This is a genomic window from Litoreibacter sp. GN1-5 (assembly GCF_055693805.1).
The window spans coordinates 2,466,987-2,481,543 of sequence record NZ_JBVFUP010000001.1 but is presented as its reverse complement, the minus strand read 5'-3'; the positions used below and the strand labels follow the sequence as shown (position 1 = coordinate 2,481,543).

Genomic DNA, 14,557 nt, shown 5'->3' with positions numbered 1-14,557 from the left:
CCTCAGCTTACAACGCGCGAGTCCAGCCCAGCTCCGCTGCGACACCGACCTTATCATAGTTGTCAGCCTCTGGCCCGGACGCATCCAACAGTGCCTTGTCGACCGCATAGACCGGGTTGATGACCATACGCGGCACAGCCTCACCCTGAAGGTGCTGATGGGCGAACGCAAGCAGGTCATAGGCCTGAGCGTAAAAGGATTGTGCACAGGTAAAGGCGAATGGCCCGCCCGAGCGCAGAACCTCAAACGCCGCTGGGCCGCCGTCGGTGCCTGTGGTAAAAACCTTGTCCCCAAGACCGGCGGCGAGCACGGCAAGCGATGCTTCCATCGCGGCATTGTCCCATGCACACCAGATGGCATCAAGATCAGGATGTGCCGCAAGGAAACCATCAGCCGCAGAGCGCGGCGTGATCTTACCTGTTGGATCAAACGCCCATGTCGCGACGATCTCAATGTCAGGGTAGCGTTTCAGCACCGCACGGCGGCCCAAATCCCGCGCGCCCCATGCTTCGTTGATGGGCAGTTCCATCACTGCGATCTTGCCTTTGCCACCAAGGCGGTTGGCCATGTATTCCATGGTAATTTCGCCCATGCCGAAATTATTGTGGAACCCGGCCGTCACAGCCGTCGCATTTGGAACGTAGCTGTCCATCAGGAAAATGGGAACGCCAGACTTGGCGGCGGCATCCACTGCATTGGACACCCCGACCGGGTCCACGGGGAGAATAATGAGCGCGTCAGGCTTTGAGGCTGCAAGCGCTGCAATCTGGTCGTTCTGTTTCTTCAGATCAAAGCTTGCATCCGCGATGGTGAGTTCACCACCGAAATCCTCGATGCCCTGATTGAGACCACCGATCTGGCCCGAAAACGAGTCCTGTCCCGAGAAGGGTGTGGAGAAGGCGAACTTCATATCAGCCGCATTCTTGGTCTGCGCGCGCGCAATGCCAGGCGTGAATAGCCCCACGCCGCCTGCGGATGCAGCAGCGGTAGCAACAGATGCAGCCGTCAGAAATGTTCTGCGGCTTACCCTCATCGCTTCGGCCGTTTCTAGTGTATCAGTCATATTTTCCTCCCTTGGTATTTTGCTTATTCGCCCGACAAGGCGGCCTTTAGTCCCCGAATGCCGATTGCGCTGTGGTTTTTGTCGCGCATAGCCTCTCCTCCAAAGAGATAAATGGCCTCAGGTTTGGTCTTTTCCGGCGCAATATTTCTGGCCCACTCATAGGCATTGGACGGGTTGTCAGCCTTGAATTCGTATGTCCCCAAAAACCGGCCATCGATTTATTCGTCACCCCTGAAATTCAATGTCTTGAAAAAGAGATCAACAAATGATCTTTTTTTTGTCAAATACATTTTGCATTTGTAAACCGGAAAAGAGGGTCGCTTTGAAGCTACGACAAGAGGCCATTACGCGACTTGACCGTTTACGCACGCCTGATGTGGTCATCTTGGGCGGCGGCGTGAATGGTGTCGCGATCCTGCGCGATTTAGCCTTGAACGATGTGTCAGCAGTTCTTATCGAACGTGGTGATTTTTGCCGTGGGGCAAGCGGGGCCTCCAGCCGCATGGCCCATGGAGGGCTCCGCTATCTGGAGAACCGCGAGTTCGACCTGGTCCGGAATGCGCTGGAAGAACGCGACTTGTTGCTAAAACACGCCCCGCACGCCGTCGCCCCACAGGAATTTCTTTTGCCGGTAGAGCATCGGTTGCGTGGCACATTTGGTGCCGCCATGCATTTCCTCGGGTTGGGCCGAGGAAAACCCCAACCCTCTGCGCTTGGCATGAAAGCGGCGCTGATGATGTATGATCGGTTCCGAAGCTCATCTGCCTTGGAAAGTCATCATACGACCCTATCGCGCGCTGGTTTGCCTGAAGGTACGCAGGCGCGCTTTGGCGCATCGCTAAGTTACTTTGATGGGAAATTCACCAATCCAGAGGCCTTTGTGTTTGAGATGCTTGAAGAGGCAATCCAGACCACGTCGCAGGTGACGGCCCTAAACCATGTCGACTTTGACATGGGTCAGGACGGCACGTTTATGCTGAAAGGCGATGGTGTGACCGCAAGTATTGTTCCCAAAGTGATCATCAACGCGACGGGTGCATGGCTTGATAAAACGAACGCGCTATTGGGTGTGCCAACGGATTATGTCACTGCGGTAAAAGGTGCGCAGATTGTGCTCGGACGACCGGATTTATTGCAACGGCTCGCGGGTCGCGCGCTTTATTTTCCAGATCTGCAAGGCCGATTTGTGATCTGTGCGCCTCTTGGTCAAACGGTGCTGGTCGGCACCAGTGAAGTGGTTGTACCGGATGCGTCAGACACGTCGATTGCGCCTGATGAAATCGAATACCTTCTTGGCGCGATGAATACGATATTTGACGATCTGAAGTTTGGGCAAGAGGATGTTCTTGTCGCGACAACCGGTGCGCGGCCCTTGCAAAAGGTGACTGGCACAAACGTCACTGCAGCCCCGCGTGGCCATGCGATCCACGTTGATAAAACACCAGCCGAACAGCCGCTGGTTTCGTTGGCAGGCGGGAAATGGACAACCTTTAGAAGCTTCGCAGAGCAGGCTTCGGATCAGGCCCTGCAGCAACTTTCCAAGGAAAGGCAGGTGACGACCCGGCACCGGGACTATCCTGGGAAGCCAACAGCGGCTCCGGCAACTGATCCGCGATCCCGACAGCTTGCAGAGAGATACGGCGCGCGTTGGCAAATCGTTGCGGATTTTTGTGCCAGGGAGGCTGACACCCCTGTAGAGAATGCGCCCGCTTATTCACGTCGTGAAATGATCTGGCAGATCCATGCCCGCGGCGCGCTCTTTCTCGATGATCTTATCTTGCGCCGGACCCGTTTGGCGATTGAGCACCCGATAGATGACGCGCTGCTGCAGGAGTTGGCACAGATTATGGCGCAAGCACTAGGCCAAACCACAGCCTGGGCCACCGAGGAAGTTCGCCGACTTTCGGCAATGCCAACAATCAACTACCGTCGCGCTGTCTTGCTTGCGGTGGAAAACCGCAAAGCTATCATTGCGCGATGACCGCCAAACCTCATCGCCCTTTGCTAAAATAAGCTGCGCGCAATACGCAGCCATCAGGCGCGAGAATCCTGTGTTCAAATTGGAAAGCAGTATTCGCTACCACACAGAGGCTTTGTATTCACTCTACAACGGCAAAAGGTTCCAGAACTTCAACCCGGATTCTTTCAACCCGTGCAAATCGTTCGCTTGGGTCGTCAGTGACAATCCAGGTATGCGCAGTCTTTGCAGTCATGCGCGTTTCATCGGGCCGGATGCCCTGCCAGTCAAAGCCAACGGTCAACTCATAGCGACCAGCGTCAAGCTTGGTGTAGGAAATGGGCCCAATCACATGGCGTGTTGCGGGCAGACTGGACACCGGACCCGCCACCCATGCAGCAATGCCTTCATAGCTGCTGATGGTGTCACCGTCCGCAGAAAACTTGATGTCCAATTCGGGCGCTAGTATTTCCTTGAACGGTTCCGAGTTCCTACTTGGATGCTCCACAAGATGGATCCAATGGGCCACTAAGGCGGTCAGCCTGTTCTTTACATAGGTATCTTCAAATGCCGCCACCTCAGCAGGACCAACCGGCGTGATGGTCATGTCGGTGAACTTCGGCAGCGTATCGCCGTCGCCATAGGCCAAGGTCGCTTCATAGCCCATGCGTTGTGCGACAAGGCTATCCGTCATTCCGAGGTTTGCGTAGATGATCTCGGCCGTTAGTCCAAGGGTGCCATCATCATTCACGGTTACAGCCATGTTTTGCAAATCATGCGCATTCTGCCAGCTCGTTGGGAACTGTTTCACGGCGGCTTCGTATTCCGCATGTCCGTTTGCGGTGCCCGACGGTGAGGTAACAGAGAAGTCTTCAGCAAGAATATCGAGCTGGTTTTCGATCCCAACATCAGCATTTTCGTAGTATTGATACCACCGAAGCAATTGTGTCATGACCGCTTTCTCATGGTAGGAATTCTGGATGTCGGCGTCTGTCACTTCGGCCATCACTGACGTTGTGGCCGCAAGGCTCGTGCTAAATATGATCGTCTTAAAAGTATGTGGCATGATACGCCTCCGGCAGAGCTTTGGATTTATAAATGAGTATGTGCTCACCTACCATTCATTCGCAAACATGTATACAGGATTAGGCTCGGTGAAGAGGATACTATATGGCCCGCCCTAAGACTGGTGACAAACCGAGAGACATTCGCGAAGCGACGGTTGCAGAGATAGCAGCCGTTGGCTCTACTGCTGTCTCCGTCAACAAGATTGCCAAGCGAGCGGGCCTTAGCGTTGGTACAATCTATCGTTATCACAAGACCAAAGACGATCTGCTTTTCGCCATCTTTTTAGAGATCAAACACGACATTCACCACGAAATGATGAACGCAGCATCCGAAAAGACTGGCGCAACCAATCGCCTGCGTGCCATGTGGTTTGCCTTGGTGGACTATGGTTTCAGTGCACCTTCGGATTTCCAGCTTGTTGAAATGATGAGTGCAGAAATCCGACCTGAATTCCAAGGCAACGCCGCGTTGCAGGCGCTACAGTCCGAAGTGCTGGCAGAAATCCAGGCTGGTATCGATCAAGACGTGTTGGCGGATGTGCCTGTACGCACCATTGAGACGGTTTTAGCATCGCCTTCAATTACGCTCGCTCGCCGCGCATCGCTGAGCGGAAATCTTCCGGGAGAAGATGAAGTTCAGCAAATCTTTGATCTCATCTGGCGTGGTGTTTCTCGACGCTAGGTCGTTTGACCTGAACGGGATGCTGGTTGACCTATGATGATGAGTTGGATTCAGAGAGTGAATACTCATTAAATACTTAACCGCGCTATCTAAGAAGGTTAGGTTATTACTGCATCCAATGATGGCGCATGCGCAAATTTGTGAATCTCGCGATTGCCAACCCGGACACGAAAATCGTTCGCGGTGTTCGCGAAGGGGCCGTTTTACAATAACATCTACTTCGACATGTCAGCCATTGCAGAGTTCTACGCCAACTCGCCACGCAGCGAAGAACTGGTTTGGAATGATTGCATTAGAAAATGCCGTGACATGAAAGTCAAAGGTGGCTGCCGTTTAACACTATTCCAGCTCTTCCTCGGGTGGGTCGGCGATGATGCGGCCAGCGGACAGGTCCACGGTGGGCACGACGTCTTTGGTAAAGGGCAGCAGAACCGCACCTTTCAGCTTGGGGCCCCGAAGTTCCAGAATATCACCGGCGCCATGGTTCAGAACCGCGGCAACCTTGCCAAGCGCTGTGCCGCCTGTGTCCAGCACCTCAAGCCCGATCAGATCGGTATGATAGAACTCATCATCCGGCAGGGCAGGCAGTTGGTCGCGGTCGGTCAGTAATTTCACGCCGCGCAGCGCGTCGGCCTCATCCTTGAACCGAACACCGGACAGGCGCGCGGCGAAGCCATTCTTGATGGTGCGGGTAATTTTAAGCGTGTATTCTTTGCCCGCCTCGTCATAAAGCGGGCTATAGGTCGCAATATCCTCGGGGGTTGCGCAAAAGGATTTCAGACGTATCTCGCCCTTTACGCCAAAAGATCCGGCGATGGCGCCGACGACAATGCGATCTGTTTTACTCATGGTGCTTTCGCTCCGATACAAAGCCCGCGGGCGTTGATGGTGCCACCGGCATTATCACAGCGACCGCCATTCAGCGTGCGCTCTACCTTTATGCCGCCCCAGAATGCCAGTCCGCACAGGACAAATGTGATCGTGCGACGGATCATACGACCTCCAGATGTAGGACGGACGCACGGGTTTCCCAGTGGGCTGTTTCCAATTCGGGCGTGTCAGTCTGCGCTTCGGGCCAGCCCACACAGAGATATCCAGTCAGCGCCCAGCCTTGTGGCACACCCAGATCCCGCGCCAGCGCAACCGGGTCTAGGATCGACACCCACCCGACCCCCAGCCCTTCGGCCCGCGCGGCCAGCCAGAACAGCGTGATCGCCGCGACGACCGAGTAATGCCGCATCTCAGGCATGGACGCGACCCCAAGGCCCGCACCCTTATCGGTGGTCTCGTCACAGAAAACCGCCAGCTGCACCGGGGCTTCCTGCATCCCGGACAGTTTCAGGTTTGCATAGGTTTTTGCCTGATCGCCATCATAAGAGGCCAGCGCCTGCGCGTTGGCATCCTGAAAATTGGCCACTGCCTTGGCGCGTGCATCGGGGCTATCTACGCGGATCAGCCGCCATGGTTCTGACAGGCCGACCGACGGCGCATAGGAAAATGCGTCGAGGCACCGCATCAGCAGTGCCTCGGGAACCGGGTCGGTGCGGAACCGGCGCACATCGCGCCGCCACCGCATCAATTCGGTCAACTCGCTGCGAAACGCGGGCGAGAACTCACGCATGGGCGGGCTCAGGGGCAGATTACTCTGCCGCCTGTTCCTCGCTTGCTTCTTCTGCCGGGGCTTCCTCGGCGGGTGCAGCTTCTTCAGCAGGAGCGTTTGCAGCTTCCTCAAGGGCCGCGGCCTTGGCGGCCTTTTCCTCGGCGCGGTCGGTGGCTTTCTGGCCTGGAACGCCTTTTTTAAGGTTGGCACGCTCTTTCTTGGGCAGAACGCCAGCGGCTTCCAACATGCGCGAAATCCGGTCTGTTGGTTGCGCACCCTGAGACAGCCAGTGCTGCACACGTTCCATATTCATCTTGACGCGGTCTTCGCTGTCTTTGGGCAGAAGCGGATTATAGGTGCCCAGCTTTTCAACATAACGCCCATCCCGTGGCATGCGGCTGTCAGCAGCCACAATGCGATAAAAGGGACGCTTTTTAGAGCCGCCGCGGGCGAGTCTGATTTTCATAGCCATGTGAGTTTCTCCTTCAAAAATGGCGGGAGGCGGGGTGAGCCCCGCCCTACGGTTTGAGTTTCTTGTGGTTCTGGATGACTTCCCGAATGATGAAATTCAGGAAGGATTTGGCGAAATCAGGGTCAAGATCGGCGCGTTTAGCCAGATCTTCGAGGCGCGCAATCTGCTTTGCCTCGCGGTCAGGGTCGGATGGCGGCAAATCATGCGCAGCCTTCAGTTTGCCCACAGCCTGCGTGTGCTTGAACCGCTCGCCCAGCGTATAGACAAGGATCGCGTCCAGCCGGTCAATGCTGTCGCGGTGATCCTTCAGCAGCTCAGCGGCTTTTTGGGTCGTATTGGTCATGCGGCCTCCGGGGCGGGATGGCGGTAGATAAGACAAGGGCTGGTCGTCTCGGGCTTTGGGGCGTTTGGGTCTTGCACAGCGCCAAGCCGTTCGGCCAGCCGGATCGATGCCGCATTCTCGGGTGCGATGTAGCTGACGGCAGTATCCCAGTCTAAGGTTTTGTAGGCGTGTGCAATACATGCTTCAGCGGCTTCGCGCGCAATGCCTTTGCCTTCATCCCCGGCATTGAAAATCACCCAACCGATTTCCCGTTCAGCCCAACCATGGGGGAACCAATGGCCGACGATGCCCAAAGCCTTGTCATCGCCTTTGTGTGTGACGACGAACATCCCGAACTGGTTGATCATCCAATGTCCGATATTCGTCGCGAAATGTCGCCAAGCGGTTTTTGGAGTCATAGGGCCGCCTGTAAACTCTGCCCGGTCGCTACAGAAATACGTCACAAAGACATCTGCATCGGACGGTTTGAAACCACGCAGGATCAGGCGCTGTGTTTCAAGCACCGGGGTTTGGAGGGTTATGCTCATGCAACACCCCTGTGACGATAGACCAGCGTATCTTCGTAGCTTTCGCCGTCTGGCAGCGGTGCGTCAGGGTCGTGCTGCGCGCCAAGCCGTTCGGCAATCGCGATGGAGGCTGTGTTTCTGGGGTCGATATAGCTGACAACCGTATCCCAGCCGAGCGTCTCGAAGACATAGCGTTGTGCAGCTTTCGCGGCCTCCGTTGCAAGGCCAATCCCCCGTGCAGCTTTCACAAAGAGCCATCCAAGTTCCCGTTCAGGGTCGCCATATTCATGGTTGAGCGCGATGAACCCGGCCAGTGACCCGTCTGCCTTTTGATCAACGCTCCAGGTGCCGTGGCCGTAGAACGTCCAGCAGGCGACGCATTGGCAAAAGTCCAGCCACGCTTCCCTGCGTGAAAACGGCCCGCCCATATGGCCATCCACGTCATCGGCCAAAAGGGTCGCAAATGCGTCAAAGTCTGCAACCCGCGGGGCGCGGAGGATCAGACGATCTGTTTCGAGGGTCGGTATTTCAAGCGTTACGGTCACAGGCCCAGCTCCTGTGGGCTGGGATGGCGGTACAAATGCTCCGTGCCCATCTCAATATTCTCATATGTCTTTTCCAACACGGCACCCAAGCGCTCTGCCAGTGCGATAGATCGCGTGTTGCCGGGCACGATATTGCTCGTCAATGTGGTGAAACCCATATTGGTGTAAGCATAGTTGCGCACAGCCAAAGCGGCCTCTGTTGCGTATCCATAGCCTTCTGCCTGCGCAAACATTACCCAGCCTAGCTCGGGTTCAGGCCAACCTTCAGGGTTCCACAGACCGACAAAGCCAAGCTGTTCGCTCGTGTCCTTGGCCATGACGGTCCAAAAGCCGTAGCCACGAAGATGCCAATGGCCAATCGTCGACGCAAACCAACGCCACGCCTGATCTCGAGGCAGGGTGCCGCCAAACCCATGTGCACGCTCCTCGTCCGTAAAGAAGGTCGCAACCTTCTCAAAATCAGAAGCCTCTGGGCCTCGCAACGTCAGCCGCTCGGTATGAAGGGTCGGTGCCTTCATTTCTTCTTGCCAAACCCGCTTAGACCCGGCGGGAGCTGCATCCCACCGCCGAGGCCCGGCAAGCCGCCTGGCATACCCGCACCCATTTTCTTGGCAGCTTCCTCCATCGCGGCGGGGTCGTTCATGTCGGGCATACCGCCCTTGCCGAACATGCCGCGCATGGCTTGTTTCAGCATCCCGCCTTTGCCCATTTTGCCCATCTTCTTCATCATGTCGCTCATCTGGCGATGCATTTTCAGAAGTTTGTTGAGATCACTGACCTCCATCCCGGCACCGGCAGCGATACGTTTCTTGCGGGACGCCTGCAAAAGCTGCGGGTTGGCGCGTTCACGTTTCGTCATGGACTGAATCAGGGCAATCTGCTGCTTGAGCAGTTTGTCGTTCAGGCCGGCTTCTTCAGCTTTGCCCGCCATTTTCTTCATGCCGGGCAGCATGCCCATCATGCCTTCCATGCCACCCATCTTGAGCATCTGATCAAGCTGCATCTTCAGGTCGTTCATATTGAACTGACCCTTTTGGAAGCGCTTCATCATCTTTTCGGCCTGTTCGGCCTCGATGGTTTCCTGCGCTTTTTCGACCAGCGTAACGATGTCGCCCATGCCAAGGATGCGACCCGCGATGCGGTCGGGCTCAAACGTCTCAAGCGCGTCCATCTTTTCGCCCAAGCCAACGAACTTGATCGGCTTGCCGGTCACAGCGCGCATCGACAGCGCCGCACCGCCACGCCCGTCGCCATCCATCCGGGTGAGGACCACGCCGGAGATGCCGATCTTGTTGTCAAACTCTTCCGCGACCTCGACCGCGACCTGACCCGTCAGGCCGTCAACGACCAGAAGCGTTTCGCGCGGTTGCACAATATCGCGGACATCCTCGACCTCTTGCATAAGCATCTGGTCGATCTGCAAGCGGCCTGCGGTATCGAGCATGTAGACGTCATAACCGCCCAAAGTCGCTTGCTGTTTGGCGCGTTTGGCGATGTCGGTGGGCTTCTCGCCCTTCACAATAGGAAGGGTATCGACACCAATCTGAGTGCCGAGAATAGCAAGCTGTTCCATTGCGGCGGGGCGGTTGACGTCAAGCGAGGCCATCAGAACGCGCTTCTTTTCGCGCTCTGTCAGGCGTTTGGCCAGCTTGCCGGTTGTTGTCGTCTTACCAGAGCCTTGCAGACCGACCATCAGGATCGGCGCAGGCGGGTTGTCGATCTTCAGCGCACCGGGTTCGTCATTGTCACCGGCAAGAACGTGTTTCAGCTCGTCATGGACGATCTTGATGACCTGCTGACCGGGGGTCACGGATTTGGTGACGTTCTGACCCGTCGCCTTTTCCTGAACCGCTTTGACGAAATCACGTGCGACGGGCAGCGAAACATCAGCCTCAAGCAGGGCCACGCGGACCTCGCGCAGGGCGGTTTTCACGTCATCGTCAGATAGCGCGCCTTGCTTGGTCAGCTTGTCGAAGACGCCAGAGAGGCGTTCGGATAGGTTTTCAAACATGGCTCTCTCGTCCCTTCTGTTTCACTTTGATCTACATAGGTGCAGACCGCTCAAACGACAATTTCCCCCACGGGTGCAACGCACTGGTGGAGGTCGATCCCTGCATGGCGCAAGGACCGGAAGACTGATGCTTCCGGATGTTGAGAGGCGTTTAGGGGGCTGGCGTGTGGGAGTCAAGCCAGGTGTTGATGTCATCAACAAGGTGTTTGCGTTTGACGTCGGATGTATAGAGATAGGTCAGCGGGTGTAGGCCCACGCTTTCGCCAGTCAGGCGTAGGGCCACTCGGAAGGTCTCTGCGGTACTTTCGGTGTGACTGCAAGAGGCCATGTTGCCTTTGCAAAATGGCCTCTTGCACGTCAGCAAGATTATGCGTGACAGAGCTGTAGCCCCGGATCGACCGGCTGCGGATGGTGCATTCACTGTGATTGCGATCAAGGATCACCTGCGAACGGCGCATGATCACGAAACTGATCCCGAGAATGGCCAACCCAAACAGCCCGAATGGCAGGCTGAGATCGTCGTTAGAGCTACGGGGCGCAATGCCGATGCCAATAAAGGCGAGACCAAAGATGATCATGAAAGTGCTGATGAGCCAAGGATTGTTTTCGATGACCATTTGTTCGGGAGTGTTTCGGGTTATTTTCATGGGGCCAGTTTGAGCGGTAAATTGGGCGGTTTTTGGGAGAATACTCCGCAATTTTGGCAACAGCTTCGACCCTTTGACGCTTTATTAGCAAATTCCGCCTAGCCTGAGATGTGATTAGTATAAGGGTCTGATCATATGGCGACGATAAACGGTACATCAGGCAACGATAATCTTTCGGGCACATCTGATGACGATGACATTGATGCGCTGGAAGGTGACGATACAGTCGTTGCGGGCTCTGGCGACGATACCGTCAGTGGCGGTGATGGGAATGACACGATCTACGGAGATGACGTCAGTAACGACGTTGTCGGCCATGATACACTGCATGGCGGCGATGGGGATGATATCCTATATGGCGGGCGTGGAAGTGATCTACTGCATGGTGGTGCTGGCGCGGATTATCTGGATGGTCATTTCGGATATGACACAGTCGACTACCGGGACTCGTCAGAGGGCGTAACGGTTGATCTTTCCTCAAATTTAGGCTCTGGCGGCGATGCGGAAGGCGATACATTCCGCCATGTCGATGGCATTCTTGGATCGGGCCATGATGATACGCTGATTGGCAACGACTCTTTCACAATCAACACGCTTGAAGGTGGGGCAGGTAATGACATCCTCGATGGGCGCGGGGATGATGACATTCTGGATGGTGGAGCCGATAATGACCGACTGACCGGCGGGGAAGGTAATGATACGTTGACCGGTGGGGCCGGTGAAGACGTCTTTATTTTTGAAACAGGCAGTGGTGATGACGAAATCACTGATTTCGCCCTAGGTCAGGACCTTCTGGATACTTCTGAGCTGACAGGCGCAATGGGTGGGCTTGTCACTGCGTATGATGTCACGGTCGTTACAAACCCTGATATGACGCAGACGCTGATCTTTCCTGAAGGGGAAAGTGTGACTGTATCACCGGACACTGTTGATATAACCAATTCCGAAACTCAAATAGCGTCGCTTGTGGCCATGGGCGTTCCCCCCTGTTTTGCCTATGGCACACATATTCTGACCGATACAGGCGAGGTTGCGGTCGAAGATTTGCAGGTGGGCGACATGATCATGACGCAGGATCGTGGCTTGCAACCCTTGCGCTGGATCGGACGACGCAAACAGGTCTTTGACGACCCGGAATGCCCTCACAAACCTGTTCTGTTTCCACCGGGATGCCTGGGTCATGGGGTGCCAAAGCGTGGGTTGGCGGTATCGCCGCAACACCGGATGATCTTGTCGGGGGATGTGGTGCATCAGCATCTTGGTTCCTGCGAAGTGCTGGTGCCTGCAAAGGCGTTGAACGGATATCAAGGCACACGTCGAATGCGTGGCAAACGCGCCGTGACATATTTTGCGCTTCTGTTTGATCGCCATGAAATCGTCTTTGCCGAAGGTGCTGCGACCGAAAGTTTTCGACCGGGGCCTGTGGCTATGCAAAGCTTTACGCCAGATGTGCAGAAACAGATTCAGCGCATATATCCGCGCTTGCAACAGGACCCGATTGGTGGTCTGGGTCCCGCTGCCCGCCCCATGTTGGGCTGCAAACAGGCGGAAAAGCTGATCACACGGCTTCGAGAACATGTTTTGCAGGAACCGCTACTGGCCTGATCGCGTAATAAGCAACGCATTGCACAGACAGACCGGCCACCCTTGCATTATTGAACAAAATGACCTTGGATGAGGGTAACTTGTTTTTAGGTGCACAGAGCATGAACATAGACAATTGGGACGAAATCCGCACGGCCTACCAAGTGGCTCGGTTGCGAACTGTATCAGGGGCAGCGGATGTGTTGGGGGTCCATCATGCGACTGTGATCCGGCACATAGACTCGCTTGAGAAAAAGCTTGGTGCAAAATTATTTCAGCGCCATGCACGCGGTTACACGCCAACCGAGGCCGGTGAGGATTTGCTGACAGTTGCAGGTGCCACCGAGGATCAATTGACCCAGCTTGCAGGTCGTATCCATGGGCGTGGGGCCAAAATCTCGGGTGATCTGATCGTCACCTGTCTGCCGCAGATGTCACCTTTGATGGCGCGGGTGTTGACCAAATATCAGACCGAGCACCCTGAAATCCGCGCTCAGCTTATAGTTGATACCCGCCCCTTACGGCTGGAATATGGCGAGGCCCACGTTGCGTTGCGTGCTGGCGCGCCGGGGGATGAGCTTGACAATATCGTCGCGGAACTCGGGCAACTGCCAATGGGTCTTTTCGCCCACCGCGATTATATCTTCCGCCATGGGCCATTGAATGGGATCGAAGATATTCCCAATCATCGCTTTTGTCGGGTGATCAGTCTGGATGTGCGCGCACCGTTCATGAAGTGGATCGGCGAAATGGTCCCGGAAGAAAATGTGGTCTATAAATGTTCGGACACCAATACGGTTCAAGACGCCGTTTTGGCCGGTGCCGGTATCGGGTTTTTACCTGCCTATATCGGTCACGAACATGAGAATATGGTCGAGGTAATGCCGCCCGAGCAAAGCTGGTACTCAACCTTCTGGTGCGTCACCCATGTTGATCTGCATCGAACCGCCAAGGTGCATTCCTTCGTGACATTCCTGAAGCAAGAGGCAAAGAGCTGGCCGGATCTGTGAAGATGCATCGCGGGTGTTTATCAAAATTGCGCCGATAGAAAACACGCCAAACCGCCCCGCCAACCGCTTGGCGTTGGGGGAAGGGCGTTACATCTCATACTGGATATAGGCTGCCGGGGCATCTTGCCCCACGCTTAACCAAGATAGGCGGGCCCGCCGAGTTTGCGATCCCCATGGGGTTGCCCCCATACCTGAAACCGGGTCTTTAAGCCGGTGTTTTGCGCAAGATGATCAGGCGGTTCCTCGGCCCGATATGAGCTGGTGGCTCGGGGGCTGTCTTGAGAACCGGATCTCTGCTTGGGATGGTGAGGGTCTCTCACCGTTTGGACGTCCGAGGCGGGATATACGCCCGATTGGTTAAGAAGCCGTAGGACCACCGTGCGGTGGTCGGTCATACGACACTTCCTCAATGCCGAATGTCAGGCGGCACCCTGCGTGATCACGAAATCAGCGGCATAGCTATTTTCGAGGACAGTTTTTGCGTTTGGAAGATCATTCTCTGCAACGCGGCGCTGGGCAGTCTCGGGCGAAAACCGAAGGTCCAGCCAGCGCTGCGTCAGTCGCCGCTCAAGTTCCGGTAACGGGGTTTGGATCATGACAGTAAAGTTGAAATAACCCTTGATGTCTGACCAAGGATCTTGATTGAGAAGAAGATAGTTTCCTTCAACAAGGATGATCGGCGTTGTGCGCGCGATCAGACGCGCACTTCCACGAGAGATTTCGAGCGCTCTGTCAAAGACGGGAACGGCAATCTCGGGCTCTTCATTGGATGCAAGCCTGCTTAACATCGACGCCAGACCGCCGACATCAAACGTGGCAGGCGCCCCTTTGCGATCTGTAAGGCCCAGATCATCCAGAACTGCATTATCATAATGAAAGCCGTCCATCGGCAAGACAGCCGCGCGGTTGAGATGATCCTTGTTCAGACAGGCCGCAAGTTGGTCGCTGACAGTCGATTTACCGCTACCGGGTGCGCCTGCGATGCCGATCAGAACACGGCCCGCGCCCGACATATCTATGAGACGGGTAAGAAGATCATCTATCTTGGGGTCATTTTGCATATTTAGGGT

19 protein-coding genes are annotated in these 14,557 nt (G+C 55.6%); 5 read left to right on the top strand and 14 right to left on the bottom strand.

The genetic code is table 11. The features are described 5' to 3' along the window. Nucleotides 1-7 precede the first annotated feature (7 nt). Complete coding sequence (locus ACZ1HF_RS12310) at nucleotides 8-1,063, bottom strand: sugar ABC transporter substrate-binding protein (protein WP_472657789.1); 1,056 nt, start codon at nucleotides 1,061-1,063, stop codon at nucleotides 8-10. Between the two features lie 23 nt (nucleotides 1,064-1,086). Continuing rightward, nucleotides 1,087-1,266: a hypothetical protein gene (locus ACZ1HF_RS12305; protein WP_472657788.1), complete on the bottom strand. Its 180-nt coding sequence runs from the start codon at nucleotides 1,264-1,266 to the stop codon at nucleotides 1,087-1,089. Between the two features lie 119 nt (nucleotides 1,267-1,385). Between ACZ1HF_RS12305 and ACZ1HF_RS12300 the strand changes: the two genes are divergently transcribed. Continuing rightward, nucleotides 1,386-3,044 (top strand): glycerol-3-phosphate dehydrogenase/oxidase, encoded by a 1,659-nt coding sequence (locus ACZ1HF_RS12300; protein ID WP_472657787.1) that lies wholly within the window; start codon nucleotides 1,386-1,388, stop codon nucleotides 3,042-3,044. Between the two features lie 118 nt (nucleotides 3,045-3,162). Here ACZ1HF_RS12300 and ACZ1HF_RS12295 read toward each other — a convergent pair whose 3' ends face one another. Next, on the bottom strand, nucleotides 3,163-4,086 hold the full coding sequence (locus tag ACZ1HF_RS12295; RefSeq protein WP_472657786.1) for a hypothetical protein: 924 nt from the start codon (nucleotides 4,084-4,086) through the stop codon (nucleotides 3,163-3,165). A 104-nt stretch (nucleotides 4,087-4,190) separates the two neighbouring features. Here ACZ1HF_RS12295 and ACZ1HF_RS12290 point away from each other — a divergent pair, with 104 nt between their 5' ends. Beyond that, a complete protein-coding gene (locus tag ACZ1HF_RS12290; protein WP_472657785.1) occupies nucleotides 4,191-4,769 on the top strand; it encodes a TetR/AcrR family transcriptional regulator in 579 nt (192 codons plus the stop codon). A gap of 339 nt (nucleotides 4,770-5,108) precedes the next feature. On the opposite strand, the gene rimM is transcribed toward ACZ1HF_RS12290, so the two are convergent. From rimM to ACZ1HF_RS12240, 10 genes are all read right to left on the bottom strand, one after another. After that, nucleotides 5,109-5,618: a ribosome maturation factor RimM gene (rimM, locus tag ACZ1HF_RS12285; RefSeq protein ID WP_472657784.1), complete on the bottom strand. Its 510-nt coding sequence runs from the start codon at nucleotides 5,616-5,618 to the stop codon at nucleotides 5,109-5,111. Beyond that, entirely contained in the window at nucleotides 5,615-5,764 is a 150-nt protein-coding gene (locus tag ACZ1HF_RS12280) for a hypothetical protein (protein ID WP_472657783.1), read from the bottom strand. The genes rimM and ACZ1HF_RS12280 overlap by 4 nt, the downstream gene beginning before the upstream one ends. Beyond that, nucleotides 5,761-6,390 (bottom strand): 5,6-dimethylbenzimidazole synthase, encoded by a 630-nt coding sequence (gene bluB / locus ACZ1HF_RS12275; RefSeq protein WP_472657782.1) that lies wholly within the window; start codon nucleotides 6,388-6,390, stop codon nucleotides 5,761-5,763. The genes ACZ1HF_RS12280 and bluB overlap by 4 nt, the downstream gene beginning before the upstream one ends. 19 nt (nucleotides 6,391-6,409) lie before the next feature. Then, complete coding sequence (gene rpsP / locus ACZ1HF_RS12270; protein ID WP_472657781.1) at nucleotides 6,410-6,841, bottom strand: 30S ribosomal protein S16; 432 nt, start codon at nucleotides 6,839-6,841, stop codon at nucleotides 6,410-6,412. 46 nt (nucleotides 6,842-6,887) lie between these two features. Continuing rightward, complete coding sequence (locus tag ACZ1HF_RS12265) at nucleotides 6,888-7,184, bottom strand: chorismate mutase (RefSeq protein ID WP_472657780.1); 297 nt, start codon at nucleotides 7,182-7,184, stop codon at nucleotides 6,888-6,890. Further along, nucleotides 7,181-7,711, bottom strand: a complete 531-nt coding sequence (locus tag ACZ1HF_RS12260) for a GNAT family N-acetyltransferase (protein ID WP_472657779.1) — start codon at nucleotides 7,709-7,711, stop codon at nucleotides 7,181-7,183. Before ACZ1HF_RS12260 ends, ACZ1HF_RS12265 begins: the two co-directional genes overlap by 4 nt. Continuing rightward, nucleotides 7,708-8,235, bottom strand: a complete 528-nt coding sequence (locus ACZ1HF_RS12255; RefSeq protein WP_472657778.1) for a GNAT family N-acetyltransferase — start codon at nucleotides 8,233-8,235, stop codon at nucleotides 7,708-7,710. Before ACZ1HF_RS12255 ends, ACZ1HF_RS12260 begins: the two co-directional genes overlap by 4 nt. Beyond that, nucleotides 8,232-8,753, bottom strand: a complete 522-nt coding sequence (locus tag ACZ1HF_RS12250) for a GNAT family N-acetyltransferase (RefSeq protein ID WP_472657777.1) — start codon at nucleotides 8,751-8,753, stop codon at nucleotides 8,232-8,234. The genes ACZ1HF_RS12255 and ACZ1HF_RS12250 overlap by 4 nt, the downstream gene beginning before the upstream one ends. Further along, nucleotides 8,750-10,246, bottom strand: coding sequence for a signal recognition particle protein (ffh, locus tag ACZ1HF_RS12245; protein ID WP_472657776.1), 1,497 nt, complete (start codon nucleotides 10,244-10,246; stop codon nucleotides 8,750-8,752). The genes ACZ1HF_RS12250 and ffh overlap by 4 nt, the downstream gene beginning before the upstream one ends. 151 nt (nucleotides 10,247-10,397) lie before the next feature. Continuing rightward, the gene (locus tag ACZ1HF_RS12240; protein WP_472657775.1) at nucleotides 10,398-10,574 is read right to left on the bottom strand and encodes a hypothetical protein; all 177 of its coding nucleotides are present in this window, start codon (nucleotides 10,572-10,574) and stop codon (nucleotides 10,398-10,400) included. A 40-nt stretch (nucleotides 10,575-10,614) separates the two neighbouring features. Here ACZ1HF_RS12240 and ACZ1HF_RS12235 point away from each other — a divergent pair, with 40 nt between their 5' ends. The 3 genes from ACZ1HF_RS12235 to ACZ1HF_RS12225 all read left to right on the top strand — a co-directional run bounded on the left by ACZ1HF_RS12235 (nucleotide 10,615) and on the right by ACZ1HF_RS12225 (nucleotide 13,487). Then, nucleotides 10,615-10,995 carry a hypothetical protein gene (locus tag ACZ1HF_RS12235; protein ID WP_472657774.1) on the top strand — a complete coding sequence of 127 codons (381 nt, stop codon included), beginning with the start codon at nucleotides 10,615-10,617 and terminating at the stop codon, nucleotides 10,993-10,995. 33 nt (nucleotides 10,996-11,028) lie between these two features. Further along, on the top strand, nucleotides 11,029-12,498 hold the full coding sequence (locus tag ACZ1HF_RS12230; protein ID WP_472657773.1) for a Hint domain-containing protein: 1,470 nt from the start codon (nucleotides 11,029-11,031) through the stop codon (nucleotides 12,496-12,498). Between the two features lie 101 nt (nucleotides 12,499-12,599). Beyond that, nucleotides 12,600-13,487 (top strand): LysR family transcriptional regulator, encoded by an 888-nt coding sequence (locus ACZ1HF_RS12225; RefSeq protein ID WP_472657772.1) that lies wholly within the window; start codon nucleotides 12,600-12,602, stop codon nucleotides 13,485-13,487. A gap of 419 nt (nucleotides 13,488-13,906) precedes the next feature. Here ACZ1HF_RS12225 and ACZ1HF_RS12220 read toward each other — a convergent pair whose 3' ends face one another. Then, nucleotides 13,907-14,548 (bottom strand): nucleoside triphosphate hydrolase, encoded by a 642-nt coding sequence (locus ACZ1HF_RS12220; protein ID WP_472657771.1) that lies wholly within the window; start codon nucleotides 14,546-14,548, stop codon nucleotides 13,907-13,909. Between the last annotated feature and the right edge of the window lie 9 nt (nucleotides 14,549-14,557).

Bases quoted from the DNA above. Each gene is read 5' to 3' on its own strand.
- ACZ1HF_RS12310 (WP_472657789.1), bottom strand. From the start codon at position 1,063: ATGACTGATACACTAGAAACGGCCGAAGCGATGAGGGTAAGCCGCAGA.
- ACZ1HF_RS12295 (WP_472657786.1), bottom strand. From the start codon at position 4,086: ATGCCACATACTTTTAAGACGATCATATTTAGCACGAGCCTTGCGGCC.
- ACZ1HF_RS12290 (WP_472657785.1), top strand. From the start codon at position 4,191: ATGGCCCGCCCTAAGACTGGTGACAAACCGAGAGACATTCGCGAAGCG.
- rimM (WP_472657784.1), bottom strand. From the start codon at position 5,618: ATGAGTAAAACAGATCGCATTGTCGTCGGCGCCATCGCCGGATCTTTT.
- ACZ1HF_RS12280 (WP_472657783.1), bottom strand. From the start codon at position 5,764: ATGATCCGTCGCACGATCACATTTGTCCTGTGCGGACTGGCATTCTGG.
- bluB (WP_472657782.1), bottom strand. From the start codon at position 6,390: ATGCGTGAGTTCTCGCCCGCGTTTCGCAGCGAGTTGACCGAATTGATG.
- rpsP (WP_472657781.1), bottom strand. From the start codon at position 6,841: ATGGCTATGAAAATCAGACTCGCCCGCGGCGGCTCTAAAAAGCGTCCC.
- ACZ1HF_RS12265 (WP_472657780.1), bottom strand. From the start codon at position 7,184: ATGACCAATACGACCCAAAAAGCCGCTGAGCTGCTGAAGGATCACCGC.
- ACZ1HF_RS12260 (WP_472657779.1), bottom strand. From the start codon at position 7,711: ATGAGCATAACCCTCCAAACCCCGGTGCTTGAAACACAGCGCCTGATC.
- ACZ1HF_RS12250 (WP_472657777.1), bottom strand. From the start codon at position 8,753: ATGAAGGCACCGACCCTTCATACCGAGCGGCTGACGTTGCGAGGCCCA.
- ffh (WP_472657776.1), bottom strand. From the start codon at position 10,246: ATGTTTGAAAACCTATCCGAACGCCTCTCTGGCGTCTTCGACAAGCTG.
- ACZ1HF_RS12240 (WP_472657775.1), bottom strand. From the start codon at position 10,574: ATGGCCTCTTGCAGTCACACCGAAAGTACCGCAGAGACCTTCCGAGTG.
- ACZ1HF_RS12235 (WP_472657774.1), top strand. From the start codon at position 10,615: ATGCGTGACAGAGCTGTAGCCCCGGATCGACCGGCTGCGGATGGTGCA.
- ACZ1HF_RS12230 (WP_472657773.1), top strand. From the start codon at position 11,029: ATGGCGACGATAAACGGTACATCAGGCAACGATAATCTTTCGGGCACA.
- ACZ1HF_RS12225 (WP_472657772.1), top strand. From the start codon at position 12,600: ATGAACATAGACAATTGGGACGAAATCCGCACGGCCTACCAAGTGGCT.
- ACZ1HF_RS12220 (WP_472657771.1), bottom strand. From the start codon at position 14,548: ATGCAAAATGACCCCAAGATAGATGATCTTCTTACCCGTCTCATAGAT.